This window comes from Hyphomicrobium methylovorum (assembly GCF_013626205.1).
In the GTDB taxonomy this organism is placed as follows: domain Bacteria; phylum Pseudomonadota; class Alphaproteobacteria; order Rhizobiales; family Hyphomicrobiaceae; genus Hyphomicrobium_B; species Hyphomicrobium_B methylovorum.
In genome coordinates this window covers 971229-997121 of record NZ_QHJE01000001.1, presented here as the reverse complement: position 1 = coordinate 997121, position 25893 = coordinate 971229, and the positions used below count along the sequence as shown (strand labels likewise).

Genomic DNA, 25893 nt, shown 5'->3' with positions numbered 1-25893 from the left:
GTTACGCTCGCCTCTCAATTTCTATGTTGACCGGCAGAAAAGCGATGCCTCCAGCTCTCACCCTCGGCTCAGCGATCCGAAAGAACAGAACATCCGTCTGTTTGTCGAGATACCGCATGTCACCGGAGATCGAAGCACCGGCAACAGCCACGCTTATGAAGTAGGCATCCTCGCAAAGGTTGAGTGCAATTTGGAATACGACACCAATAACTTCGTCACTCTCCACTGCAACGACATTGCGAGCGTGGTAAAGTGTACTGGTTCCGAAAGCAAAAACACCCTCCACGGTTCTGATTTTGATTCCGATTTGCATCTCGGGGACGTAACTGCTGCACTTTATCTTTAGCTCGACTCGGGCGCTTTGGCCGGGCGTGAAATGCTCGCAGGTGATGCCCGAGTCATTCAACAATCGCACCGAGAGAATAGTAGCGCGCGACTCGCTTGTTTCCGCATCTGCTTGTGTGGACTCGGGATCAGATACAGGTGGAGTTAGCGTAGCCGCTCCCTTCGCGCGGAGCGAGGCATAGGCCACACGATCGGCGTAGAGAAGCGCATGGTATTGATCTACGATTTGGTTGCTGGGCCCGATATTGTGCAGTTCGCCTTGATGCAGCAAAAGCGCACGCTGGCAAAACCGTTCGATCGTAGTCGCTGAATGAGTAACGAGAAGGATCGATGTTCCATTCTTCCGCAGCTTTTCGAGACGATCAAAACACTTACGTTGAAATTTCTCATCACCTACGGCCAGTGCTTCGTCGACCACAAGAATATCGGGCTCAATGCACGCCTGCACAGCAAAAGCAACACGCACGAACATGCCGCTTGAGTATGTTTTCACGGGCCGATCGAAGAATTCACCGATGTCAGCGAACGCCACTATTTCCGCCATGCGCGCTTGGGCTTCACTATTGGAAAGGCCAAGGATGGTCGCATTCAATAGAGCATTCTCACGGCCCGTGAATTCCGGATTGAATCCTGCACCAAGTTCGAGGAGCGCGGCGATGCGACCGCGAGAGTGCACGCTTCCCGTGGTTGCTGACAATGTGCCGACGATTAGCTGCAGAAGGGTCGATTTGCCCGAACCGTTGCGGCCGATGATGCCAACCGTCTCGCCGCGTCCAACTGAAAAGGAGATGTTTTTTAGCGCCCAGAACTCGCTGTAATACAATCGGGGTGCTCTCCCGATAAGCCGCCGGAGCTTCGGCACGATCATCTGCTTGAGACGATCCTCGGGGCGTTCGTAGATGAAGTACGATTTTCCGAGTCCCTCGACCTCGATCGCCACTTCAGATGACATCGGCAAAACCTTGTCGGGTCATCTCAAACCACACCCGTCCAAGCCAAGCCACTATGAGGCCGACGATTGTGAGGATGGCAAGACCAGAAAAATCCGGATCGCGGCCGTAGAGAATGGCAGCGCGCATCTCCTCCACCGGGAGAGTAAGCGGATTGGCGTTGAGCAATGTGCTCCAGCCGTCGGGAAGCATGCTAACTGAATAGAATATTGGCGTAAGGAACATTAGCATCGTAACTCCGAGTCCGACGATCTGCGCTGTATCGCGAACATAAACCCCAAGCGAGGCAAGGAACCAAGACAGGCCCAGTGAGAACAACACCACTGGGGTCACAATCACCGGGAAGTAAATGATCTTCCATGACACGGGTGTTCCCAAAACCAAGCCGAGGACGATAAGTACAACCAGCCCGATCGCGGCGTTGAAAAGCGCAGCCCCTAGTGAAATTACGGGCAGAATCTCCAGCGGGAAAACGACCTTCTTGACGTAATTAACTTGGGCAACGAGAAGATTTGGAGCGCGGTTAGCGGTTTCGGCAATAATATTAAAAACGAGCAAGCCGACGAAAAGAGACAACGCAGAGCTTGTGTTCGACTGATTGGAATCCACGCCAACTGACTGCCAACGGGCTTTGAAAACTACTCCAAATACGAAAGAATAGATGGCAAGTAGCGCGAGATTATTGACTACGTACCAAACTACACCTCCGTACGATCCCTTATAGCGACTTTCAATTTCTCGTCTTGTCATAGCGATAAGAAGATGGCGGCGCAGCCAAAGGTCACTCGCCATGCTGAGTGGATTCCAACGCGCGTAGGATTTCGGTTGGCGATCAATCACAGTGCGGCTCTTGTCCGGTATGGCGTCGGACGCATCACTAGTTGTAGGATTTTGGTCAAGATTGGTCCCCATCGCGACCATATCGCTCCCAGATGCGCGTCACGATACGTCCAGCTGCTTTGCCGTCCCCGTATGGCGAAATTGCCTGCGCCATAGCACGATAGGCGGTTTCGTCTTCAAGGAGCCGGGTCGTTTCGTCGACAATTGTATCCTCATCCGTACCTACGAGCTTCGCCACCCCCGCCTCCACTGCCTCTGGCCGTTCAGTTTGCTCACGTAGCACCAGAACTGGCTTTCCGAGCGCCGGAGCCTCCTCCTGTATGCCGCCGCTATCGGTTAGAATAAGCACGGATGCCTTCATCACCGCCACAAGCTGATTGTAATCGAGGGGATCGCGCAGGTGCACGCGCGGGGTCGAACCCAATCGCTCGTGCGCAATTCTCTTGACGTTGGGATTGGAGTGCACCGGGTAAATTACTTCGATATCCGGATGGCGCTTAATAAGCCGATTGATAGCGGAGAAGATACGTTCGTTCGGGGCGCCAAAGTTCTCTCGCCGATGTGCGGTAAGAAGAATTAAGCGCTGTCCTGCCGGCAAGGTCATTGGCAGATCGGGCGCTCTCTTCGCCACTTCGAGCAGAGCGTCAATGACGGTGTTACCGGTGACAATGATATCTGCTTCACGCACGCCTTCCCTAAGAAGCGCATCAGCGGCTTTTTTTGTCGGAGTGAAATGCAGGGCGGCTAACCGGCTAGCGACAACCCGATTCATTTCTTCAGGAAAGGGATTATTAAGGTCGCCGGTGCGCAATCCAGCTTCGACATGACCAAACGGTATACGATGATAAAACGCGATCATCGCCGCTACCATTACTGTCGTAGTATCGCCCTGCGCGAGCACAAGGTCTAACTTCTGTTTTTGAAAAGCTGCGTCCAGACTTTCAAACAAGCGCGCAGTCAATGCTGGTAAGCTCTGCCGCTCGCGCATCACGTCAAGGTCGATGTCGACTTTGATGCCAAATAGATCGAGCACCTGGTCCAGCATTTGGCGATGCTGAGCAGTGGCAACAACAATACATTCGCACCAGTTAGCAGATTGGAGTGCTTTGATAACCGGAGCCATCTTGATGGCTTCTGGTCGAGTACCGACCACGGCCGCCACAACAAGTCGCTTGGGTCGATGTGCCGTCATGTTTCTCTCGGCATTGCTTAAGTTTTCTGCTCTTCGCGAGGCGCAGGACGGATACCCCTGTTAATCGCACAGGCGAAGATAAGAACGTTCTCCAGGATCGAAGAAGTTAAGCGCGCAAGTTCCAGCCCGCCGCAATACTCAACCCGTCGCCGCGACTATTTAGATTTGGGCCGCTTCGCTTGCAACATAGCCGTTCGGCGAGGCTCTCCGCATGTGACTGAATGAGCTTATCGCGAGGAACGCAGAGCTCCTTTGACAATCGGAGCACCCTCGGATGGAGGGCTAAGGCAAGCCTCGGGAATAATTCTAGAGTCACTGGAGCGTCACATACCTCTCCTACTTTAGACGAAGCGCACACCCTGCTGAGTGGGCCTTGTCAAACTGGACGAGCGGAAGAAAAGGCATGGCTCATGCTGTCATGGCACCGGCCTCAGCGCCAGTAGGGTGACCTGTCTTACAGCAATCGACATTGCACTCGGCAACGCCGCTCGAAATTGTCAAGTCGTCGAAATGGCGGGATTCCTAAGCTGTCTAATCTCGAATATGGAGGCCGCGAAATTCATCATCTTGAACGCTGCTCCCCGGTCTCGCGGGGTGATCTGGGGCACCAAGGTTATTGCGATGCTGGGAAGAGATGTAAGCGTGCCCGTACGCATTCTTTTTCTTTATTGGGGGCGGCGAGGGCTGTCGCGCTTTGCACTGGATCTGGCACATGCGGCTTTGTCCAATGATCGCTTAGATGCTGCCATCAGTGTTTCTCGTCAGAACGAAAGCCTTCCGGCTTTCGCAGAGCTGGGCGACCGTCTCTTACTGGTCGATACGTTCGAGACTAACGCGGGCGCGCTTACGAACGCATGGCGTATACCGCAATTGCAGCGTCAGTTAATCGACTACGTGACAACCCATCGCGTTGAGATGGTTATCGAACTGATGCCGCACGCGTGGTCATCATTCGTTATGCCGGTCGTAAAGGCGCGCGGAGTTCGCTACGCTGTCGTCGTGCACGATGCCGATACCCATCCTGGCGACTACAGATCATCCTCAATCAAGTTGCTCGTTGAGCGCTCGATAACCCAAGCCGATGTCATTTTGACTCTGAGCGAGACTGTGGCCGGGCGTCTCGCGGCAGCCGGGGTTCCGCGTACAAAGATCGCCCGCTTGTTCCACCCCGACCTCGACTTCGGAGGGCTTGCCACGCGCCAGCTACCGAACAAAGGCGATCCGGTGCGGTTAGCGTTCTTCGGCCGCATCATGCCTTACAAAGGGCTGGCTCTGTTCTTGGATACGGTCGAACTGTTGCGCAACGAAGGCATCGCGATCGAGGTCGGCGTGTTCGGCGAGGGTGCGCTCGGGCCAAACGTCGCGCGCCTTGCGATTTTGGGAGCCGAGGTTGTCAACCGTTGGCTCACGGAGGCTGAGATTGGAGCGATGCTGAAGCGTTATCACGCCGTCGTATTGTCCCACATCGAGGCAAGCCAGTCGGGAGTCGCTGCGACTGCTTTCGGCGCTGAGTTGCCCGTGGTTGCCACACCTGTCGGCGGCCTCGTTGACCAAGTGAAGGATGGTGTCAACGGGCTATTAGCTGCGCGTGTTGATGCTGATTCAATGGCAGACGCTGTCAAGCGCATGATTGGAAATTCCCAGCTATATAGCGGGATGTGCAATTATCTCAAAGAAACGAAAGCCGAGCGGTCCATGTCGAGATTCGTTGAGGATTGCGTGACGCTCGCCAGAAGCGAGCGACCAGTTGTCGTCGACACACAGCCGTTGGGCGACGCAGGAAAAAGCTCGTCCTCATCAGCGTGATAGATGGCGCTTGCAATCGCGAACTAATCGGCACGATGCAAGCTAACCGGACGTACGTTGTGGCGCGTTCTGCATTATTACGACATCGGTCTGTCCGTTAGACCGTGCGCCGAGCGGCTCCATGAGACGTCGCGCGCAAACTCCGCGGGGAAAACTCTAGTCGCCAATTAGCACCGAAAGCTGGCACCTATGGCACGGTCTCGATGGGAGTCCGGCTGCGCGTAGGAATCGATTTTCTTTGAGTATGGGGCGGCGCAGCCCGCGGAAGGTGAACTTCGAAGCACGTCCCGTTTGGATCGACCTGATGCACGACCGCCGAACCGCCGTGAGCTTCGGCAATTGCCCGGACGACTGCGAGGCCCAAACCGCTACCGCCGTTTGCACGTGATCGCGAGTCGTCAGCGCGCCAGAACGGCTCGAACACCAAATTCTCAGCGCCTGAAGGTAAACCGGGGCCGCTATCAGATATTCGCAAGATTCCGTTTTCGCTGGTCGCGCGCGTTTCAACGTGCAAATTGCACGGGGCAGCATATCTACGGGCGTTTTCGAGGATGGCGAGTAGCGCCTGCCTCACTCGCGCTCCATCGGCTTGGACGTGCACGCTGCCGAGATCGCAATGCAATTCGATACCGGCGTCCTTGAGATGCGGCGCGACAAAGCTGGCGACGCTGCGCACCTCATCGGCGAGATCGACCGTATCAAGTCGTAGCTCAAGCCGACCGCTTTGGGCCAAGGTAAGAACTTTCAAATCTTCGACGATCCGTGTGAGGCTGTCGACCTGCGCTATGAGACCACGCAACGAGACCTCATCCGGCGTAAATATACCGTCGACGACACCCTGAAGCCGGCCGCGCAATATTGTTAGCGGCGTCCTCAGTTCGTGCGCTATGGCGACATTCCAAGCACGCATATCGGCTTCGGATTGGCCCAACTGACGCGCCATCGCGTTGAAATCATCGACGAGTTGCCCGGTCTCCTCGAACATTGGTCCGTCGGGGACGGCGCGCGCCGTTAAATCGCCGCCTGCAATCTTACGCGCAGCTGTGCCCACAGCGTCGAGGGGACGTATGAGGCGGCGCGCGAAGCGCACAGCGGCGGCGATCGCACCGACGGTACCGATCCCCCAAAGAACGAAAAACACAGACCATTCCAACGCGCCTGGCCAGAGTGCGCTCCAAGGAAGTCCTGTCCCTTCGCGCGCCGCTATCTGATCTGGACAGACCGATAGCAACCACCCGGGGTTGAGATAGAATGCAACGGCGTAGAATAGCGTGATCCCCAAGACCATCGCGGCGAGCGCGATCCCAGTGACCGCGGACATCCAGATGACGAGCTGTCGATTGAGGCCAGTTGTTTTCATGGCAACATCGTCAGCCGATAGCCGACGCCTCTTACGCCCTCGAAAAAGCCGCAAGCTCCGGCCGCCTCGAACTTTCGCCGCAAGTTGCTTGCGTGGCTGTCGACCGTGCGCTCCAACGCATTGCTTTCTGGAAAACAGGCATCGATCAACTCGGCCCTGCTGAACACGCGTGAGGGGGCACGCGCCATGTGAGCAAGGATGCGAAATTCCGTGAGCGTGAGATCCAAGCGAACGCGACCGCTTTCCGCGATGTCGAGGAATGCGACGTGAGCACTTTCGTCGATCTCGACAGGCCCAACGCGCAAGACCGTCTGCGATTTTTGGTTTTGCGTGCGCCGGAGAACGGCTTTCACGCGCGCCACCACTTCGAGCGGATTGAAGGGCTTCACGATATAATCGTCGGCACCGATACGAAGCGCCTGAAGCTTGTCCAGGTCCTCATCCAGCGCGGTGACCATGATGACGGGCGCCGTGCCCTGCTGCCGGATGGCGGAGAGAACCTCATAACCGTCGGCTTTCGGCATCTTCACATCGAGCAAGACGATATCAGGCTTCAGCTTGCGATGCAGTTCGATTGCAGTGCGCCCGTCGGCCGCGCGCACCGTTCGAAGGCCTTCCCTGATGAGATAGGCGTCCAGGATGTCGGCGACCTCGGCGTCATCCTCAGCAATAAGTGCAAGGGCATTCATTCAATGTTCCTGCTGTAGAGCCAGCAAATGTCACTGTGTAGCGCGTATGTCGAGACCGTATGGAGAGCGTGTGGACGCAGTGCGGCAACGCGCTTGGACACTCAGCCAACCGGTCTATCAGGTAGGTAGACCTCAGCATGCGCCGCTATGAGCCATCCGACGTTTGTCTGCATTGATCGAACGAAGCTGCACAAAAGCGATGCTGTAGCCTTAATGTTGTTCGTCAATGCGAACCCGTTTCTAGGTCTGGTAGGCTTCCGAAGCGCTCTGGTCCTTCTCGATCGCCTTCCGCTTCGTCTTGATCGTACCCAGCACGAATACGAAGAAGACGGGAACGAAGAATACGGCCAGGATCGTCGCAGAGATCATTCCGCCGAGAACGCCGGTGCCGATAGCGTTTTGACTAGCGGCACTCGGTCCAGTCGCGATCGCGAGTGGCACCACGCCAAGCGTGAAGGCCAGAGACGTCATGATGATCGGGCGGAATCTGAGCCGTGCGGCCGCGACGGCTGCGTCGAGCACTGACTCCCCGCCAGCGTGACGCTCCTTGGCGAACTCGACAATGAGGATAGCGTTTTTCGCCGCCAGTCCGATGATGGCGATGAGCCCTACCTTGAAATAGAGGTCATTTGGCATGCCCCGCATCGTGACGGCCAAGACCGCGCCGATGATGCCGAGCGGGACGACGAGGATGACCGCTAAGGGAATGGACCAGCTCTCATACAGTCCCGACAAGAGCAGGAAGACGAAGAGAACGCTGAGCGCCAGAAGGAACGGTGCCTGCGCGCCGGATTTGATCTCCTCGAGAGACTGACCTGACCATTCGAAGCCGAAGCCTCCAGGAAGCTCGAAAGCGAGCCGCTCCATTTCGGCGATGGCCGCCCCCGACGAATAACCCGGTGCGGCTGTCCCGGATAGGCGCACGGAAGAATAGCCGTTATAGCCGACGACCTGCGCCGCACCTTTGCGCCACTCGACGACCGCGAATGACGAGAGCGGCACCATTCCGCCGCTGGCATTGCGGACGTTCAGTTTGAGCAGATCTTCCGCTTGCAAGCGACTCCGGTCTTGCGCCTGTACGACCACGCGCTGCATGCGTCCCGCGTTTGGATAGTCGTTGATATAGGACGAGCCGAGATTGGCCGTGATCGTTGCATTGATTTCAGCAAACGTCACTCCGAACGCGCTTGCCTTGTTGCGATCAATGAGGAGCAAGACTTGCGCCGCATCGGGCATCCCTTCCAAGCGCAGGTTGGTAACGATTCCGCCCTGAGTCGCTTTCGTCATCAACTCATTAGCTGCGCGGTTCAGGGCAGCCTGCCCCAAGCCTCCGCGATCCTGCAGACGCAAACTGAATCCGTTCGTTGTGCCGAAGCCTTCTATGGCTGGTGGCGAAAGGGCAAAGACCGTCGCGTCCTTCAATGCGAAGAGCTGAGTGTTAAGCCGATCGGCAACCGCCTGGGCCGAGTCACTTGCACCGCGTTCGCGCCAGTCTTTCAGGGCCGCGAAAATGATGGCGGCGTTGGGGCCATTGCCGGAAAAGCTGAAGCCTTGGATGGATACGACATTGTCGATCGCAGGCTCCGTCTTCAATGTCGCTTCGATCTTCTCTAGCACTGCGACGGTACGATTGCTGCTTGCCTCCGGAGGGCCTTGGACGTCGACGATCAGATAGCCCTGATCTTCATCAGGGACAAATGCGCTCGGTAGGCGGAGGAAGAGATAGCCAGCGCCGGCGACGAGGATCAAGTAGATGATCATCATTCTGCCGGAGCGGCGAACAACCGAGGCGAGGCGGCGCGAGTAACTGGAAGTGAAGCGATCGAACGCGCGATTGAACCAGCCGCCAAGGCCGCCCTTTTCATGATGACCTTTGGGAATTGGCTTCAGAATGGTCGCGCAAAGCGCGGGCGTTAAGGAAAGCGCCAAGAACGCCGAGAAAAGGATCGAGACGACCATCGTCAGGCTGAACTGCCGGTAGATGATGCCGGTCGAACCGGGAAAGAACGCCATCGGCACGAAGACCGATACGAGGACCAACGTAACTCCGAGTATCGCGCCGGTGATCTGTCCCATGGCCTTTCGTGTCGCCTCCCTCGGCGACAACCCTTCCTGGGCCATCAGACGCTCCACGCTTTCGACGACAATGATCGCGTCGTCGACCAGGATGCCGATGGCGAGCACCATTGCGAACATCGTGAGGACGTTGATCGAAAAGCCCGACGCGTACAGGACGGCGAGCGTGCCGAGTAGAGCAACGGGAACGACGAGTGTGGGAATGAGCGTGTAGCGGAAATTCTGCAGGAACACGAACATCAGGATGAACACGAGAACGACCGCTTCGATCAGCGTATGCACGACCTTTTCTATCGAAGCCGACACAAAGGGACTTGTATCGTAGGGGATCGAATATTCGATGCCGCTCGGGAAGAAACGCGACAGCTCCTGCATCTTCTCCTTGATAGCCTTGGCGGTCGCCACGGCATTGCCGGTAGTAGAGAGCTGGATGGCTGCGGTTGCACTCGGCTGACCGTCGAGACGGCTCGAGAAACTGTAATTCTCCGCCCCTATCTCGATCCGAGCCACGTCGCGCAGGCGAACTGCCGATCCGTCCGCGTTGGCACGCAGGATGATCTCGCCAAATTCCTTGGGATCGTTCAGCTGGCCAGTGACGAGAACTGTTGCCGTCAGGTCCTGCGTGATTGGATTGGGTGCAGCACCGATCTGACCGGCGGCGACCTGCGCGTTCTGGGCGGAGATCGCATCGCTGATGTCGCTGTTGGAGATATTGTATCCAACCAACTTGGCAGGATCGATCCAGATGCGCATCGCCCGCTGCGCAGAAAAGAGTTGGGCGCGGCCGACACCCCCAATTCGCCGCAACTCTCCAAGCACGTTGCGGTTTAGGTAGTCACCGAGAGCGACCTCATCGAGCCGACCGTCAGTTGACGTGAGCGAGATGACCATCAGGAAGTCCGTGGAGGCCTCCTCGACGGTGATGCCCTGAGCCGTGACCGCTCGGGGAAGGCGCGACTCGACGCGTCGCAGTGCATTCTGCACCTTCACCGAGGCCTGATCGATGTTTGTGCCCGGCCGGAACGTCGCGGTAATGCCGATGGCTCCGGAGGTGTCTGATGTGGACTCGAAATAGAGGAGGCCTTCGACCCCGTTAAGCTCCTCCTCGATCTGACGCGTAACGCCCTGGTAGATCTCCTGCGGTGAGGCGCCAAGATAGGAGGTGGTTATCGACACCTGCGGCGGCGCAACCTTCGGATATTGCGCAACCGGAAGGAAGGGCAACGCGATGAGGCCTGCGATTGAAATGAAAAGGGCGCACACCCAGGCAAGGACGGGCCGATCGACAAAGAATTTCGCCATGGACGTTCTATCTCACGACCGGTGTTGGGTTGCTGTCGAACGCAGACGCCGAACCATTGATCGGCTTCCAGGGTTCGGCCACGACCTTTCCTCCCGGCTGCACCTTCTGCACGCCGTCAACGACAATCCGTTCGCCAGTCCGGAGTCCTGCATCGACGATCCATTCGCCATCCACCGCCGCTCCCAGCCGGACTGTGCGCGCCTCGACAGTGTCGTCGGCCGATATGACGTAGACCTGAGCCGTTCCGTCTTGTGTTCGAATGACGGATCGCTGCGGTATGGTGATCGTGTTGTCGCGCACAGCCTGCTCAATGCGAGCGCGGACATATAAGCCGGGCAGGAGATTACCGTGCGGGTTCGGGAACTCGGCGCGCAGCGTCACCTGACCTGTCGTTTCATCAACGTTGGCGCTCGCAAAGAGCAGTTTGCCGGGTCGCGCATAAACCGATCCATCATCGAACACGAGGTTGACGCGTGCCTGTCCGGCAGCCGGGCTCTCCAAGCGGCCCTCAGCGACGGCGCGCTTAAGAGCGAGCAACTCCGCGGAAGATTGCGTGAAGTCAGCGTATACCGGATCGATCTGCTGAATGAGCGCGAGATTCTGGTCGGCATCGGTCGCGCTGACGAGGCTGCCCTCGGTAACGAGCGCCCCTCCTATGATCCCCGTGATCGGCGCACGGATTTCCGTGTACCCCAAGTTGATCTTCGCCTCCTCCAGGCCTGCTTCGGCGAGCGCCACATCTGCGTCGGCTTGCGCGGCGGCCGCGGCGGCGGCGTCGAGGTTCGCCGCGCTCGACACAGCGCGCGCCTTCAGCTCTTTCTGCCTTTGGTGATGTTGATGGGCGTTGGCTTGTACGGCTTTTGCTCTCAACAGCATCGCCTCGGCACTGGCGACCCGCACGCGAAAGATCTTCGGATCGATCCGGTAGAGAACCTCGCCTTCTTTGACGAGCGCCCCTTGCTCAAAAACGCGCTCCTGCAGAACGCCTGAAACCTGGGCGCGCACGTGCGCCCTGCGCGTCGCGGCGATCCGTCCGGGGAGATCGCTGATGACCGGCACCCGACGTGCTTCGAGGATCATCGCGCTCACCACCGGTGGTGCCTCGCTGGTCTCGGCCGCTGCCATCGTGAAAGGGACGGACAACACCGCCGTCAGTACTAAGAGGACGGCTGCGCGCATTGGAGTATCCTTCTAGCCATGCAATTCCCCAGCTGCACTTGGGCGTAGCGGGTCGGCTGACCGTCGAGGCAATGTGGAGAGTTGGTGGAGACTAGGGTTTGAGAGATGGCTCGCAATAAAGAATAGCCAGCACTCGCTTCACGGCGACGCGGCCGGCACGATTGAGATTGCAGACAAGATCGAAAGTCGACGGCACCATCACTCGAGCCGTTTCCTGCTGAGGCTGTGGCGTCGAACTCTGCGGGCTCACTGTTTTCAACGAGCGCTTGAAGAAGCGTCGAGCGATGACGGAGACGAGGCGAGCAAGAGTGTGGCGACAGTCGTTCCAGGTGCGGCAGCGGCGCTAGAGATGCAGCATTTCAGAGACTGATTTCATGCCTCATGCATATCGTCGGTTTGACCAACGGCCGGGCATAAGCATCCGACAACATTGCCTAGTCTAAGATATCAAAGACTTAGGCGTTGATTGGTGGAGCCAAGCGGGATCGAACCGCTGACCTCTTGCATGCCATGCAAGCGCTCTCCCAGCTGAGCTATGGCCCCGAACCTTTGGGAACGCGGGGCCAAGGCTGGCCACCGCGGAAGTCCGCCTGATTAAGTCGTTCGAGCGAAAACTGCAAGAACGTTGTGGCGGTGAAAATCAGGACTCCTCGTCGCCCTCACCGGCCGGACCGCCAATGATGTTGGAGACATCGCCTCCTTCTTCCTCTTCTTCTTCCAGGAAGGTCTCGTCGTCATCGCCATTGCCCGAATCGTCGGCCTCGACGTCCACCAGCGCCTCTTCGCCTTCCACTGTCGGCAATTCGCCGTCAGCGTCGTCGTTCTGGGACGCCTTTTTGGCCTTTTTCGCGGCTTGATCCCGCTGTTCCGCTTGCAGAGCTGCAAGTGCGGCTGGTGAAGAAGCGATCACGTAAACGCTGTTGCAGAACGGGCAGGTGATCGGAGTGCGGTCGAGATCGTAGAACCGCTCGTCGCAGCTCTGGCAGGTACGCTTCGTCCCGCGCGCTTGCTTGGTCGCCATAGATAGCCTCGGATACTTCGGAATAAAGAAGCCGTCTGCCATAGGTGCCGGGGACTGTCAAAATGAAAAGCTCTGCCGCCGCCCGAATGCGTCAAGCGCGCCGAGATGGCCGGGGACATCGGCGTTGACATGCTGGCCGCGGGCGGGCCTCTATCTCCCGCTTGAAAACATGCAAAGATCGCCCTCCGATCTTCGATGAGCCTGGATTATTGAACGTGACATCGTCCACTGCGAAACCACTCGCGGCTAATCGCGCGCCCCCGCTTCTGGGCCGGATCCGCATTCCCGGGGATAAATCGATCTCGCATCGTGCGCTGATCTTCGGCGCTCTCGCGACCGGTACAACGCGGGTTCGTGGCCTCCTGGAGGCGGAAGACGTAATCAATACCGGCCGCGCCGTTGCCGCGCTGGGCGCGAGCGTCGAAAAGCGAGGCGACGTCTGGGAGATCAAAGGTCGCGGTCCTGGCGGTCTGCGCCAGTGCGCTGAGCCGCTCGACTTCGGAAACTCCGGTACGGGCGCGCGCCTGATGATGGGCGTCATCGCTGGTCACCCGATGACCGTCGAGATGACGGGCGATCCATCGCTTTCGCGCAGACCTATGCGCCGCGTCCTTGCGCCGCTGATGCAGATGGGGCTCGACGTTGTCGAAACAGGCAAAGAGACGTTGCCGCTGACGCTCCGCGGCACCAACGAGCTCGTGCCGATCATCTATCCGCTGCCGGTGCCGTCCGCTCAGGTGAAAAGCGCCGTCCTTCTCGCGGGTCTTCACGCGGCGGGCGAGACGACGGTCATCGAACATGAGGCGACGCGCGATCACACCGAGCGGATGCTTCGCCATTTCGGAGCGGACGTCCGCATCGTCGATAAAGACGGCACGCGCCACATCACGATCCGCGGCGACGCTGAACTCTCGGGCCGCGACATCGACGTGCCGAGCGATCCGTCGTCAGCAGCGTTTTTGGCAGCCGCCGCGCTAATCGTTCCAGGATCTGATCTAACGATCGAGGGCGTGCTCATCAATCCGACGCGCACGGGTCTGTATCTGACGCTTCAGGAAATGGGCGGAAACGTCACGTTCCTGAATGAGCGTGACGCAGGCGGCGAGCCGGTGGCCGACATTCGCATCCGCGCATCGAAGCTGAAGGGTGTCGATGTGCCAGCCGAACGCGCGCCGTCGATGATTGACGAATATCCGGTGCTCGCCGCAATCGCTGCCTTCGCGCACGGACCGACGCGCATGGATGGCCTCGCCGAGTTGAAGGTGAAGGAAAGCGATCGTCTTGCGGCCACGGCAACGGGCCTTGCCGCGAATGGCATCAAAGCTCGTGTCTCGGGCGATACCCTGATCGTCGAAGGGGAGGGACGCGTGCCGGGCGGCGGGCTGGTGGCGACGCACCTCGATCACCGGATTGCGATGTCGTTCCTGACGGCAGGGCTCGCAAGCGAGAAGCCGATCGTCGTCGACGATACGGAGATGATCGCCACGAGCTTTCCCGAATTCCGCGGGTTGTTGGAAAACCTCGGCGTCAAATTTGAAGAACCGCGCGCCCAATGAGGACAAGCACGATCATCGCCATAGACGGCCCCGCCGCATCCGGAAAAGGAACGCTGGCGAAGCGCCTGGCCGCGCATTTTGGCATGGCATACTTGGATACCGGATTGCTGTATCGCGCCGTTGCCCGCGATGTCGCTGCAGCGGGCGACGCGCTCGACGATCCAGCAAGTGCCCTGAACGCCGCCAGTAAGCTGGATGCGCAATCGCTGGATGATCCGGCGTTACGCGGCCCCCTCGCTGGAGACGCCGCCTCAATCGTCGCAAAAATTCCTCAGGTGCGAGCAGCGTTACTTGAATATCAGCGGTCATTCGCTCGCGCCGACGGCGGCGCCGTTCTCGATGGGCGCGATATTGGCACCGTTGTTTGCCCCGACGCCGACATAAAAATCTTCGTGACGGCATCTGATGAGGCGCGCGCCACGCGTCGTCACATGGAACATGAATCGCGCGGCGAGACGATCGCCTTTGAGAAAGTTCTGGAAGACTTGCGCCGTCGAGACAGTCGCGACAAGGAACGAAACATTGCTCCGCTGGAGCAGGCGGCCGGCGCACTATTTTTGGATACAACCACGCTCGATGCCGATCAGGCGTTCGCGGCGGCGCTGCTCTTGATAGAACACGCGCGCCGCCGGAGCTAAAACGTCAGCACTATTTTCCTGTTTCGCGCTTGTACGTCCGAATGTCTTCTGCAGTCACCTCGCTCGATTTGCCGAGCGCCTGAACGCAGTCATCAGTCAACATTTTGCGGTGCGCGCGCATACATGTGCGCAAGGGAGCGGTGCCCACTTTGTATTTGCTGCAATACGCGGCGTAGTCAGAAGTGCATGCCTTCTTGACTGCATCGCTAACCGCAAACGCGGAACCTGTAGAAAGAATAAAAAACGCCGCCGCCGTCATTGCGATCTTCGGCATTAGGTGGCCTCCCTGAATCAGCCTTGCGAGAAACGTGGACGAGATAATCTAGTTCCGCAGATTCGTCGTCACTTTTGAAGGCACATGCGTGCATGCGTGTTGTGTTCGCACAAGCGATGTTTTGCACGGAAAATCACAAACGCGACGTTGCAAGTTACGTGGCAGCGCAGATCGCGAGACCCATCGCGGGGTCTCGCTGCGAGGATGCTGCATTCGGGACTATAGCGTTAGACGCGTCTTGTAGACATCCGAGTCATAAGGTTGTCGCGGAGAACGTAGTGGTGGACGAGCGCCGCAATGGCGTGACCGAGCGCCAGGATAATGATGGTCCACCCAACCCAGCCGTGCACCTCGCCAAGCAAATGATGTTGGTCGCGCGTGAACGGTTCGAACGGCGAGGGGATCTCCAATCCGAAGAAGCTGACCATCGCTCGCCGTCCGGACCAAGCCGCCAGAAAGCCGAGCACCAATTGCACGACGATGAGCAAATAGAGAGAGTGGTGGGTCGCCTTTGCGGCAATCCGAGTCCAGCCGGTGTTCGCCGCCGCCAACGCCCGGCCGTAAAACGTGCGCCACGCCAGCCGCCCGATGATGACGGCCGTCAACAGCACGCCGAGCGTGTGATGCGTGTACTTCAGCGGTCCTCGGTTCTCACGCTCCAGGAAGCCCCAGGCCTGCGCCGTCAGAAACAATGCCACGATTAGGAAGGCAGTCGCCCAGTGGAACAGGACGGAAACACGGTCGTAGCGATCCTGGTCGGTGCCGAGCGGTGCCTTTTCGATTGCGGCAGCGCCGGCAGGGTATGTCGGGTCCAAAACATATGCTCCTAGGATGCAGTTATTGAGGTTCTAGCCTTTAAGGGGCCCGCATGTATTGGCAAGCAGTGGCCCTCCGCTTAACAGTTTGGCCCAGTTCATCCGTCGCTGAAGCGGCTCGTGGGCCTTGCAAGCCGATCAACCCTCGGTTATATCCCCGGCATTCGACGCCATCGCCGGATTGGTCATGAGGAAGATCAGCCGGTTCGAGTCTCGATAGAGGCTCTGAATTTTGACCGGAAGGGTATTTTACCCATCGCGGTGGCATCAAACATCCGAAATCACAGTGCCCGAGGCTCGGCATCGCTTTAGCGCGTGTCCGTCTGTCGGCGCTTCCATCATTTCAACCTCTGTCGTCCCGGCCGTCCGCGGCACGGGCATTAACGCTTTCAAAGGAGAACGAATGTCTGCCGAAGTTTCAAGAGAGATGAACCCCTCGCGTGATGATTTTGCCGCGCTGCTCGCCGAAAGCCTTGCCAAGGATGACCTGTTCGAAGGTTCAGTCGTTAAGGGCAAGATCGTCGGCATCGAAAAGGATATGGCGATCATCGACGTTGGCCTGAAGATGGAAGGCCGCGTTGCGATGAAGGAGTTCGGCGTCGGCGGTAAGCCGAGCGATCTCAAAGTCGGCGACACCGTTGAAGTCTATCTTGAGCGCGTCGAGAACGCGCTGGGCGAAGCCGTCCTTTCGCGTGACAAGGCTCGCCGCGAAGAAAGCTGGACGCGCCTCGAACGCCTCTACGAAAAGGGCGAGAAGGTTTCCGGCGTCATCTTCAACAAGGTCAAGGGCGGCTTCACTGTCGATCTCGACGGTGCAGTGGCGTTCCTTCCGGGCTCCCAGGTTGATATCCGCCCCGTGCGCGACATCGGCCCGCTGATGCATCAGCAGCAGCCGTTCCAGATCCTGAAGATGGATCGCCGTCGCGGTAACATCGTCGTTTCGCGCCGCTCGGTCCTCGAAGAGAGCCGTGCCGAACAGCGCACCGAGATCGTCGCACGTCTCGCGGAAGGCCAGATCATCGAAGGTCTCGTCAAGAACATCACCGATTACGGTGCGTTCATCGACCTCGGCGGCATCGACGGCTTGCTCCACGTCACGGATATGGCATGGCGCCGCGTGAACCATCCATCGGAGATTCTCAACGTCGGCGATACGGTGAAGGTGCAGATCATCCGCATCAATCCGGAAACGCAGCGTATCTCGCTCGGAATGAAGCAGCTTCAGTCTGACCCGTGGTCATCGATCGAAGCGAAGTATCCGGTTGGCGGTCGCGTCAACGGCACCGTGACGAATATCGCTGACTACGGCGCGTTCGTCGAACTGGAGCCGGGCGTCGAAGGCTTGATCCACGTCTCGGAAATGAGCTGGACCAAGAAGAACACGCACCCTGGCAAGATTGTCTCCACGAGCCAGCAGGTCGAAGTTCAGGTTCTCGAAGTCGACCCGCAGAAGCGTCGCATTTCGCTTGGCCTGAAGCAGACGCAGGAAAATCCGTGGGATGGCTTCCTGACCATTCATCCGAAGGGCTCGATCGTCGAAGGTCCGATCCGCAACATCACCGAATTCGGTCTGTTCATCGGTCTCGACAACGGCATCGACGGCATGGTGCATCTGTCCGATCTCGATTGGCAGAAGGCAGGCGACGAAGTCATCAAGGACTACAAGAAGGGCGACACCGTCAAAGCGATGGTGCTCGATGTCGACGGCGCGAAGGAGCGCATCTCTCTCGGCATCAAGCAGCTCTCCGGTGACCCGGCCGACGCGATGGCGAAGTACAAGAAGGGCGACGCCGTCACCTGCACGGTCACGAGTGTCAGCGAAGCTGGCATCGAAGTTAGAATTGCCGATAGCGAACTGACGTCGTTCGTGAAGCGTGGCGATCTCTCGCGTGACCGTTCGGAACAGCGTCCGGAACGCTTCAACGTTGGCGATAAGGTCGATGCGGCTGTGATCTCGGTCGATAAGGCGGCACGCCGCATTTCTGTTTCGGTCAAGGCTCTCGAGCTTGCCGAAGAGAAGCAGGCTGTGGCGCAGTACGGCTCGTCGGATTCGGGCGCATCGCTCGGCGATATCTTCAAGGCCGCGATCAAGAAGCGCGAAGATGCTGAAGACGGCACCGAGTAAGTCTCGGCTTGATTAAGACGAAGAATACAGGCGCCGGGCATTCCTTGCCCGGCGCTTAACTGTCTGAAGTGACGACCTGTGCGATACCGTTGCCTCGCTCCGGATCGTTCCGGTAACGTCCACGATTGAATGTTTCGAGGGGCGCTCCCTCGCCGCAAATTTGTCCGCAGCCGCTCGCTGATCGAAAGGCGCTCCTATGCTCGAAACAGAAACAGTTCTCGATCGCCGCCGTCTCCGCCGCTCTGTATCGCTCTGGCGAGCTGCAGGCGTCGCAGCCGTCGTGCTCGCTCTTGGCGCGCTGACGCTCGGTAACGACAAGCTGGCGTTGCTTGCTGGTGAAAAGCAGATCGCGCGCATCGCGATTGAAGGCACGATCACCGAAGACCGCGATCAGCTGAAAATGCTGAAGCAAATCGCCGACGACGACAGCGTTGCGGGGGTCATTCTCTATGTGAATAGCCCCGGCGGCACGACCACAGGCGGCGAAGCGCTGTTCAACGGCTTGCGCAACATCTCGGCGAAGAAGCCGGTCGTCGCTCAGTTCGGAACGGTCGCGGCCTCCGCTGGATACATCGTCGGCTTGGCAACGGATCATATCATCGCGCGAGGCAATACGATCACCGGCTCCGTCGGCGTGATCGTGCAGTGGCCGGAATTCGTCGAGCTGCTCAACAAGATCGGCGTCAAGGTCAACGAAGTGAAGAGCGGCCCGTTGAAGGCAAGCCCGTCCCCCTTCGAGCCGCTGGATGAGTCCGGCCGTAAGGTCGCCGAGAACATGGTCAGCGACGGCTTCAAATGGTTTCTGGGCCTCGTTGAGACCCGTCGCGGGATCAAGGTTGCAGACGTTCCGGGCCTGATGGAAGGCCGCGTTTTCTCGGGCCGCGAGGCCATGGCGGCGAAGCTCATCGATGAACTCGGCGGCGAGGATGAAGCGGTTAAGTGGCTGAAAGACGTGAAAAATGTCGATCAGAACGCCAAGGTTGTCGATTGGAAGCCGAGTGCCCCCGGTTCATTCGGCTGGGGTGGCGCACATATCGCGAGCCTGCTGTTTGGATCACAGGCCGGCGATGTGGTAAATTTCTTCTCGCGTGATCGCTCGATTTCTACGCTCGGTCTTGACGGTCTCGTTTCAGTTTGGCATCCTTCTGAAAAATAACGAGAAATGATCGCTGTTGGCTGGGGAGCGGAGCGTGATCAAGTCGGAACTCGTACAGCGGATAGCAACCGCAAATCCACATTTGTACCACCGAGATGTGGAACGCATCGTCAATGTCATCTTCGATGAGATCGTTGATGCGTTGTCGCGAGGTGATCGCGTCGAGCTTCGTGGCTTCGGCGCATTCACCGTCAAGCATCGCGCATCGCGGCAGGGAAGAAATCCCCGCACCGGAACAACGGTGGCTGTTGAAGAAAAATTCGTGCCGTTCTTCAAGACTGGAAAAGAACTGCGCGATCGTTTGAATAAACTCAATGGCGGCGAGCATACGACCTGATGGTCTGCGGGCGTCACGACGTAACTGTATAGAGCGAGGTGAATTGTGCTGAGGCGTATCGTGGCGTTGTTCATCGCGTTTCCGCTTGGCGCTATCCTCGTCGCGATTGCGGTCGCGAACCGTCAGCCAACAAATTTGATCCTCGATCCCTTCCGTCCGGAAAATCCCGCGCTCTCGATCGAGCTTCCGTTTTACATTTATTTGCTTAGCGCACTCGTCGTCGGTGTGATCCTCGGTGGCACAGCCGCATGGATGGGTCAGAGCCGTTGGCGAAAGACGGCTCGCACGCAAGGCCGTCGTGCAGCACGATGGCAAGCGGAAGCAGATCGGCTCGCGCGCGAAAGCGAATTAAACGCGACGAGCGGCAGCAGCGAACTCGCACTCGCGCGCCACTAATTCGCGCCATCCGGTGGCATTTCACCGGCCAGGATCTTCGACCATTTGACGATCTTCGGTTTGGCCGCGGTTCTCTTATGCTTGTTTCTATGTCTTCGAGGTCAAAAAGACGTGGTGCATTCTCAGTTCTTCTCGACGCAAGCGGCGCGCGTGGATGATCGCAGCGTCGCGCTAGAAAGCCCAACTTCGTAATGACGACCGACGCTAAGATTTGCGGCCTGAAGACGGTCGAAGATCTCGACGCGGCAATTGCCGGCGGCGCCGCTTATATCGGCCTCGTCTTCTGCGAGGTAAGCCCGCGCCATCTCGAATTCTCGGTCGCGCGTCGTCTCGCGGAGCATGCGCGCGGTAAGGCGAAGATCGTCGCGCTCTCTGTCGACGCCGATGATGCTGCGATCTCCGCAATCGTTGATGCGACTGCACCGGACATCCTACAGCTTCATGGGCGCGAAAGCCCCGCGCGCGTTGCAGAAGTTAAATCTGCATTCGGCCATCCGGTCATCAAGGCTTTACCGATAAGATCGGCGGACGATCTAGCACTCATTGATGGCTACATCGGCGTGGCAGACCTTATTCTATTCGATGCCAAGCCTCCCGAAGGCGCATCGCGCCCAGGCGGTCACGGACGCTCATTCGATTGGACGATCCTACGCGATCTCAAAGATCGGAATATGCCTTACATGCTGTCGGGTGGTCTTCATCCCGACAACGTCGGCGACGCCATTCAGATGCTGCGTCCTGCCGCCGTCGATGTTTCTTCAGGCGTCGAAAGTGCGCCTGGCATCAAGGATGCCGCGCTGATCGAGCGCTTTCTTCGCGCGGTAAAGACAGCTAATCAATCGTAGAATTTCGGCTTCGCTCCGATGGAGCACCAACGAGGATGCCATGGCGAGCAACGAAAGAACTGGCGCGGCAAAATTAAACAGCTTTGCAGGCGGTCCTGACGATAGAGGCTTTTTTGGTCTCTTCGGCGGCCGCTTCGTCGCCGAAACGCTGATGCCGCTCATTCTCGATCTCGACCGCGCCTACACCGCGGCTAAGGCCGATCCCGAATTTCAGAAGCAGATTGATTTCCTCGGTCTGCATTACGCAGGACGTCCAAGCCCGCTCTATCACGCTGAGCGGATGACGGCCGAACTCGGTGGCGCGAAAATCTATTTTAAGCGCGACGAGCTCAATCACACCGGCTCGCACAAGATCAACAATTGCATCGGACAGATCCTGCTCGCGCGGCGCATGGGAAAGACGCGTATCATCGCTGAGACAGGCGCTGGTCAGCATGGCGTCGCCGTCGCAACCGTTTGCGCGAAGTATGGCATCCCGTGCGAAATCTACATGGGCGCGACCGACGTCGAGCGTCAGTCGCCGAACGTTGCGCGCATGAAACTGCTCGGCGCGAAGCTCAATCCGGTCACGTCAGGCGCGGGCACGCTGAAGGACGCGATGAACGAAGCGCTTCGCGATTGGGTCACCAACGTTCGCGACACCTATTATCTCATCGGAACCGCTGCCGGTCCGCATCCCTATCCGGCGATGGTGCGCGATTTCCAATCCATCATTGGCCAGGAAGTCCGCACACAGATGCAGGAAGCTGAAGGGCGGTTGCCGGACACGCTCGTCGCCTGCATCGGCGGCGGCTCGAACGCGATCGGCCTTTTCCATCCGTTCCTCGATGACAGCGGCGTCGCGATTTACGGTGTCGAAGCTGGCGGCCACGGTCTTGATGTCGAAAACGGTCATGCGGCTTCGATGACGGGCGGCTCGCCCGGCGTGCTTCACGGCAACCGCACCTATCTGCTTCAGGATGGGGACGGGCAGATCCTCGAAGGCCATTCGATTTCCGCCGGACTCGATTATCCCGGCGTCGGCCCTGAGCATTCCTGGCTGAAAGATACCGGTCGCGTTAGCTACGTCGCCATCACAGACAAAGAAGCGCTCGAAGCTTTGCAGGTGTGCACCCGCCTCGAAGGCATCATTCCCGCGCTCGAACCAAGCCACGCGCTTGCGCAAGTCATCAAGCTCGCGCCGACGCTGCCAAAAGACAATCTGCTTGTGATGAATCTCTGCGGCCGCGGTGACAAGGATCTCTTCACGGTCGCAAAGCATCTCGGCATGAAGATCTGATGGTGAGCGGCGCCTGAGCGATGCGCGAATGATCGATCGTCGCGGTGCGGTTACGAAACTGAAGTTGGAATGCTCCGCGAAAGCGGTGAAATCATCGGAAGAGAAGCAGACACAATCATGACGACACCGAGCCGTCTCGACATCCGTTTCGCAAACCTCGCGAAGCAAAAGCGCAAGGCGCTGGTAACGTTCATCACCGCGGGCGATCCAGATCTTGAAACCAGCGCGGCAATTCTCGCAGGGCTGGCCGAAGCTGGCGCCGACGTGATCGAGCTTGGAATGCCGTTCTCTGATCCGATGGCGGACGGACCGTCGATCCAGGCGTCGTCGCAGCGTGCGCTGAAGGCAGGGCAAACGCTGGTCAAGACGTTGGCGATGGTCAAAACCTTCCGCGCAAGCGATGCGGAAACACCGATCGTTCTGATGGGCTACTACAACCCGATTTACGTCTACGGGCCGGAGCGCTTCATCGCGGATGCCAAGGCTGCGGGTGTCGATGGCCTCATCGTGGTCGATGTCCCGCCTGAGGCGGACGACGAATTGTGCATTCCAGCCCTGAAGGCGGGCCTGAACTTCATCCGCTTGGCGACCCCCACGACCGGAAAGGAACGCCTTCCTGCGGTCCTCCAGAACACCTCGGGCTTCGTCTATTACGTCTCCATTACGGGCATCACCGGCGCGGCAGCACCCGTTGTAAACGATGTTCAAGAACGGGTTGCTGCAATAAAGGCGCAAACGCCACTTCCAGTTGTGGTAGGATTTGGAATACGCTCGGGCGAACAGGCTAAAGCGCTTTCTGCGGTCGGAGATGGTGTTGTGGTCGGTTCGGCCCTTGTCTCCAAAATCGAGAAATCGCTGGGCTCGAAGGGTGAGGCCACGCCCGCGACAACCCGCGAGGTTCTTTCGCTTGTGAAAGAGTTAAGCTCAGCACTAAGCAACGGCTAGCGCGGGTCGCCGTTTGGCACTATTGGGATTGCGCATATGCATCCCCATTTTTGTGCGGTGCCTAGCGTGAGCCGCCGGTGTGGCGCTAAAATCAGCCGACACACCGAGAGCGACTATGGTCGTGCCGCGACGAAAGACGGTAAAAACCGCGTCTGATCGGCCTACGAGGAGCCTATCTGAGTGAATTGGATCAATAACGTCGTGCGCCCGAAAATTTCCGGGCTGTTTCCGACGGCAAAGCGTGAGGTTCCTGACAATCTCTGGGTGAAATGCCCCGAGACCGGCGAGATGGTGTTCTACAAGGATCTCGAGGCAAACCAGTTCGTGGTGCCGGGATCGAACTATCACATGCGGATGGATTCCCAGCAGCGGCTGGCCCATCTCTTCGACCTCGGCGAATTCAAAACCATTCAAGTCCCGGCTGTACAGCAGGACCCGCTGAAGTTCCGCGACGGCCGCAAGTATACCGACCGCCTGCGTGACGCGAAGGCGACGACCAAACTCGAAGATGCGGTTCTCGTTGGCGAAGGCCAGCTCGATGGATCGCCCGTCGTTGCAGCCGTGCAGGACTTCCGCTTTATGGCCGGTTCGCTCGGCATGGCGGCAGGCGAAGCGCTTGTTACCGGCATGCTGCACGCTGTTGAAACCAAGTCGCCGTTCATTCTGTTTGCGGCGTCAGGTGGCGCGCGCATGCAGGAAGGCATCCTCTCGCTTATGCAGATGCCGCGCACGACGATCGCCGTGCAGCGCCTGAAAGACGCACATCTTCCTTACATCGTTGTTCTGACCGACCCGACGACGGGCGGCGTAACCGCGTCTTACGCGATGCTTGGCGATGTACACATCGCAGAGCCAGGCGCGTTGATCTGCTTCGCCGGACCGCGCGTTATTCAGCAGACGATCCGCGAACAGCTTCCCGATGGCTTCCAGCGCGCCGAGTATCTGCTTTCGCACGGCATGGTCGATATGGTCGTGCATCGCCACGAACTGCGCACGACGCTCTCGCGCATCGTCAAGCTGCTGATGGGCGGAGCTTCGGCGGCGAAGGAAAAAGATACGCACCGGATGAACGGCAAGCCTTATAAAAACGGTGCTGCTCCCGTTGACGGGGCGATCTTGGAAACGGCTGCGCGAGAATCGAGCGTCGTTGAACCGGAAGCTGTTCCGGCAAGCCAGCGCTTCGAGCCGGGCAAAGATAAAAAGCGTGACGACACCGCTTCATCCTCGTCCGCCAGCTCAAAGGAAGCGCCGCGCGGCGCTTGAGTAGCCAACTTTTTCCTGAACGAAGAACTTCGCCATGGCTCAGTCGAAGACCCTCCCGTCGAGCGATCAACTGCTGGCGGATTTAACGCTGCTGCATCCGAAGCTGATCGACCTCTCGCTCGGTCGGGTGGAGCAACTCCTCGGCAAGCTTGGCCATCCCGAACGCAAGCTTCCGCCTGTCGTCCATATCACCGGAACCAACGGCAAAGGCTCCGTCACGGCGTACATGCGCGCCTTCCTGGAAGCCGCAGGCAAGCGCGTACACGTCTATACCTCGCCCCATCTTGTTCGCTTTCACGAACGTATTTCGCTCGCCGGTGCGGACGGAATTTCGCGTCCCATAGACGAAGACACGCTGGTCAACGTGTTGATGCGTGTGCAGGCCGTCAATGACGGAGATGACATTACGCAGTTCGAGATCACGACCGCCGCGGCGTTCCTCGCGTTCTCGGAAAGGCCGGCCGATGTTGTGCTCCTCGAAGTCGGGTTAGGCGGTCGTCTCGACGCGACAAACGTCGTCTCTGATCCGGCCTTGACGATCATCACGCCGATCTCGATGGACCATGCCGAAAAGCTCGGGCCAACGCTCAGCAAGATCGCGGCTGAAAAGGCTGGCATCCTGAAGCGCGGTGCGCCCGGCATCATTTCGCTGCAACCGGAAGAAGTACTGTCCGTAATCGAGGCGCGCGCCCGCGCGGTCGGTAGCGATCTGACGGTATGGGGCCGAGACTTCGACGCCTACGAGCAGACCGGCCGCCTGATCGTCCAGCGCAATGACCAGTTGCTCGACCTTCCGCTCCCGGCCCTCATTGGCCGTCATCAGATCGTCAACGGCGGAACGGCAGTCGCCGCGGCCCTCGCACTGAATGAGAAGCTTCCGTCGCTCGGGCTTGACGAACGCGCCATCGAGCAGGGTCTTAAAACTGTCGAATGGCCAGCGCGCATGCAGCGCCTGGTCTCCGGTCCGCTCCTCGAACTCCTCGATAGCGAATCCGAGCTGTGGCTTGACGGTGGGCACAATCCCGCCGCGGGCGATGTGCTGGCCGATACGCTCGCGATGCTCGACGAGAAATCACCCAAGCCGGTCTATCTCATTGTCGGCATGATGGGTCAGAAGGATGCGCTGGGCTTCCTGGCCCCGTTCCGTGGCCTCGTGCGCGCGATCTACACCGTGCCGATCCCCGGAGCGAGTGAGACACCGCACGATCAGGAACACCTCGCAGAGGTTGCCCGGAGCGCCGGGATGCAGGCTATAGATCGCGAAAACGTGATTGATGCCCTGCAGACGATTGCATCGCTCCCGCCCGGTCCGAAGCGCATTATGATCTTCGGCTCCCTTTACCTCGCTGGATACGTCCTCACGCTGCAGCAGCAAATCGCCAGCGCGGACGAGTCTTAAGAGCCGTCACCCGCTACACTAATAATGCCCGCTTGAAGCCACGCAGCAGACTTGCGATGGTCTATCGATCATTGGCGGGCAGCCGGCCTCCGCGCCAGCTGCAC

The 25893-nt window shown here is 58.7% G+C and carries 22 protein-coding genes and 1 tRNA gene; 12 read left to right on the top strand and 11 right to left on the bottom strand.

Annotated elements, in window-relative coordinates; genetic code table 11:
- Window position 1: 1 nt before the first annotated feature.
- From DLM45_RS04955 to wecB, 3 genes are all read right to left on the bottom strand, one after another.
- Entirely contained in the window at window positions 2-1168 is a 1167-nt protein-coding gene (locus DLM45_RS04955; protein WP_246317160.1) for an ABC transporter ATP-binding protein, read from the bottom strand.
- Window positions 1169-1286: 118 nt separating this feature from the next.
- On the bottom strand, window positions 1287-2207 hold the full coding sequence (locus DLM45_RS04950) for an ABC transporter permease (RefSeq protein WP_246317159.1): 921 nt from the start codon (window positions 2205-2207) through the stop codon (window positions 1287-1289).
- Window positions 2191-3327 carry a non-hydrolyzing UDP-N-acetylglucosamine 2-epimerase gene (gene wecB / locus DLM45_RS04945; protein WP_181335965.1) on the bottom strand — a complete coding sequence of 379 codons (1137 nt, stop codon included), beginning with the start codon at window positions 3325-3327 and terminating at the stop codon, window positions 2191-2193. Before wecB ends, DLM45_RS04950 begins: the two co-directional genes overlap by 17 nt.
- Before the next feature lie 642 nt (window positions 3328-3969).
- Here wecB and DLM45_RS04940 point away from each other — a divergent pair.
- Complete coding sequence (locus tag DLM45_RS04940) at window positions 3970-5133, top strand: glycosyltransferase (protein WP_181335963.1); 1164 nt, start codon at window positions 3970-3972, stop codon at window positions 5131-5133.
- Window positions 5134-5320: 187 nt separating this feature from the next.
- On the opposite strand, the gene DLM45_RS04935 is transcribed toward DLM45_RS04940, so the two are convergent.
- The 6 genes from DLM45_RS04935 to DLM45_RS04910 all read right to left on the bottom strand — a co-directional run bounded on the left by DLM45_RS04935 (window position 5321) and on the right by DLM45_RS04910 (window position 12761).
- Window positions 5321-6493, bottom strand: a complete 1173-nt coding sequence (locus DLM45_RS04935) for an ATP-binding protein (protein WP_181335961.1) — start codon at window positions 6491-6493, stop codon at window positions 5321-5323.
- Window positions 6490-7182 (bottom strand): response regulator, encoded by a 693-nt coding sequence (locus DLM45_RS04930; protein ID WP_181335959.1) that lies wholly within the window; start codon window positions 7180-7182, stop codon window positions 6490-6492. The genes DLM45_RS04935 and DLM45_RS04930 overlap by 4 nt, the downstream gene beginning before the upstream one ends.
- A gap of 240 nt (window positions 7183-7422) precedes the next feature.
- Window positions 7423-10560 (bottom strand): efflux RND transporter permease subunit, encoded by a 3138-nt coding sequence (locus DLM45_RS04925; RefSeq protein ID WP_181335957.1) that lies wholly within the window; start codon window positions 10558-10560, stop codon window positions 7423-7425.
- A 7-nt stretch (window positions 10561-10567) separates the two neighbouring features.
- The gene (locus DLM45_RS04920) at window positions 10568-11740 is read right to left on the bottom strand and encodes an efflux RND transporter periplasmic adaptor subunit (protein ID WP_181335954.1); all 1173 of its coding nucleotides are present in this window, start codon (window positions 11738-11740) and stop codon (window positions 10568-10570) included.
- 467 nt (window positions 11741-12207) lie between these two features.
- Window positions 12208-12283, bottom strand: a tRNA-Ala gene (locus DLM45_RS04915).
- A gap of 97 nt (window positions 12284-12380) precedes the next feature.
- Complete coding sequence (locus DLM45_RS04910; protein ID WP_181335952.1) at window positions 12381-12761, bottom strand: TIGR02300 family protein; 381 nt, start codon at window positions 12759-12761, stop codon at window positions 12381-12383.
- 215 nt (window positions 12762-12976) lie between these two features.
- On the opposite strand from DLM45_RS04910, the gene aroA reads away from it, so the two are divergent.
- Window positions 12977-14317, top strand: coding sequence for a 3-phosphoshikimate 1-carboxyvinyltransferase (aroA, locus tag DLM45_RS04905; protein ID WP_181335950.1), 1341 nt, complete (start codon window positions 12977-12979; stop codon window positions 14315-14317).
- Window positions 14314-14955 (top strand): (d)CMP kinase, encoded by a 642-nt coding sequence (gene cmk / locus DLM45_RS04900; protein ID WP_181335948.1) that lies wholly within the window; start codon window positions 14314-14316, stop codon window positions 14953-14955. The genes aroA and cmk overlap by 4 nt, the downstream gene beginning before the upstream one ends.
- A 10-nt stretch (window positions 14956-14965) precedes the next feature.
- Here the strand turns inward: cmk and DLM45_RS04895 are convergent, their stop codons facing one another.
- Together DLM45_RS04895 and DLM45_RS04890 are read right to left on the bottom strand one after the other, a co-directional pair.
- Window positions 14966-15229, bottom strand: a complete 264-nt coding sequence (locus tag DLM45_RS04895; RefSeq protein ID WP_181335946.1) for a hypothetical protein — start codon at window positions 15227-15229, stop codon at window positions 14966-14968.
- A 227-nt stretch (window positions 15230-15456) separates the two neighbouring features.
- Window positions 15457-16044 (bottom strand): cytochrome b, encoded by a 588-nt coding sequence (locus tag DLM45_RS04890; RefSeq protein ID WP_181335944.1) that lies wholly within the window; start codon window positions 16042-16044, stop codon window positions 15457-15459.
- A 403-nt stretch (window positions 16045-16447) separates the two neighbouring features.
- On the opposite strand from DLM45_RS04890, the gene rpsA reads away from it, so the two are divergent.
- The 9 genes from rpsA to DLM45_RS04845 all read left to right on the top strand — a co-directional run bounded on the left by rpsA (window position 16448) and on the right by DLM45_RS04845 (window position 25789).
- On the top strand, window positions 16448-18169 hold the full coding sequence (gene rpsA, locus DLM45_RS04885) for a 30S ribosomal protein S1 (RefSeq protein ID WP_181335942.1): 1722 nt from the start codon (window positions 16448-16450) through the stop codon (window positions 18167-18169).
- A gap of 196 nt (window positions 18170-18365) precedes the next feature.
- Entirely contained in the window at window positions 18366-19325 is a 960-nt protein-coding gene (sppA, locus tag DLM45_RS04880) for a signal peptide peptidase SppA (protein ID WP_181335940.1), read from the top strand.
- Window positions 19326-19359: 34 nt separating this feature from the next.
- On the top strand, window positions 19360-19662 hold the full coding sequence (ihfB, locus tag DLM45_RS04875; RefSeq protein WP_181335939.1) for an integration host factor subunit beta: 303 nt from the start codon (window positions 19360-19362) through the stop codon (window positions 19660-19662).
- A gap of 45 nt (window positions 19663-19707) precedes the next feature.
- Entirely contained in the window at window positions 19708-20058 is a 351-nt protein-coding gene (locus DLM45_RS04870; RefSeq protein WP_181335937.1) for a LapA family protein, read from the top strand.
- Window positions 20059-20249: 191 nt separating this feature from the next.
- Window positions 20250-20903, top strand: coding sequence for a phosphoribosylanthranilate isomerase (locus DLM45_RS04865; protein ID WP_181335935.1), 654 nt, complete (start codon window positions 20250-20252; stop codon window positions 20901-20903).
- A 40-nt stretch (window positions 20904-20943) separates the two neighbouring features.
- The gene (trpB, locus tag DLM45_RS04860; RefSeq protein WP_181335933.1) at window positions 20944-22182 is read left to right on the top strand and encodes a tryptophan synthase subunit beta; all 1239 of its coding nucleotides are present in this window, start codon (window positions 20944-20946) and stop codon (window positions 22180-22182) included.
- A gap of 117 nt (window positions 22183-22299) precedes the next feature.
- Window positions 22300-23127 (top strand): tryptophan synthase subunit alpha, encoded by an 828-nt coding sequence (trpA, locus tag DLM45_RS04855; protein ID WP_181335931.1) that lies wholly within the window; start codon window positions 22300-22302, stop codon window positions 23125-23127.
- A gap of 180 nt (window positions 23128-23307) precedes the next feature.
- Window positions 23308-24390: an acetyl-CoA carboxylase, carboxyltransferase subunit beta gene (accD, locus tag DLM45_RS04850; protein ID WP_181335929.1), complete on the top strand. Its 1083-nt coding sequence runs from the start codon at window positions 23308-23310 to the stop codon at window positions 24388-24390.
- A 34-nt stretch (window positions 24391-24424) separates the two neighbouring features.
- The gene (locus DLM45_RS04845; RefSeq protein WP_181335927.1) at window positions 24425-25789 is read left to right on the top strand and encodes a bifunctional folylpolyglutamate synthase/dihydrofolate synthase; all 1365 of its coding nucleotides are present in this window, start codon (window positions 24425-24427) and stop codon (window positions 25787-25789) included.
- Window positions 25790-25893: the final 104 nt, after the last annotated feature.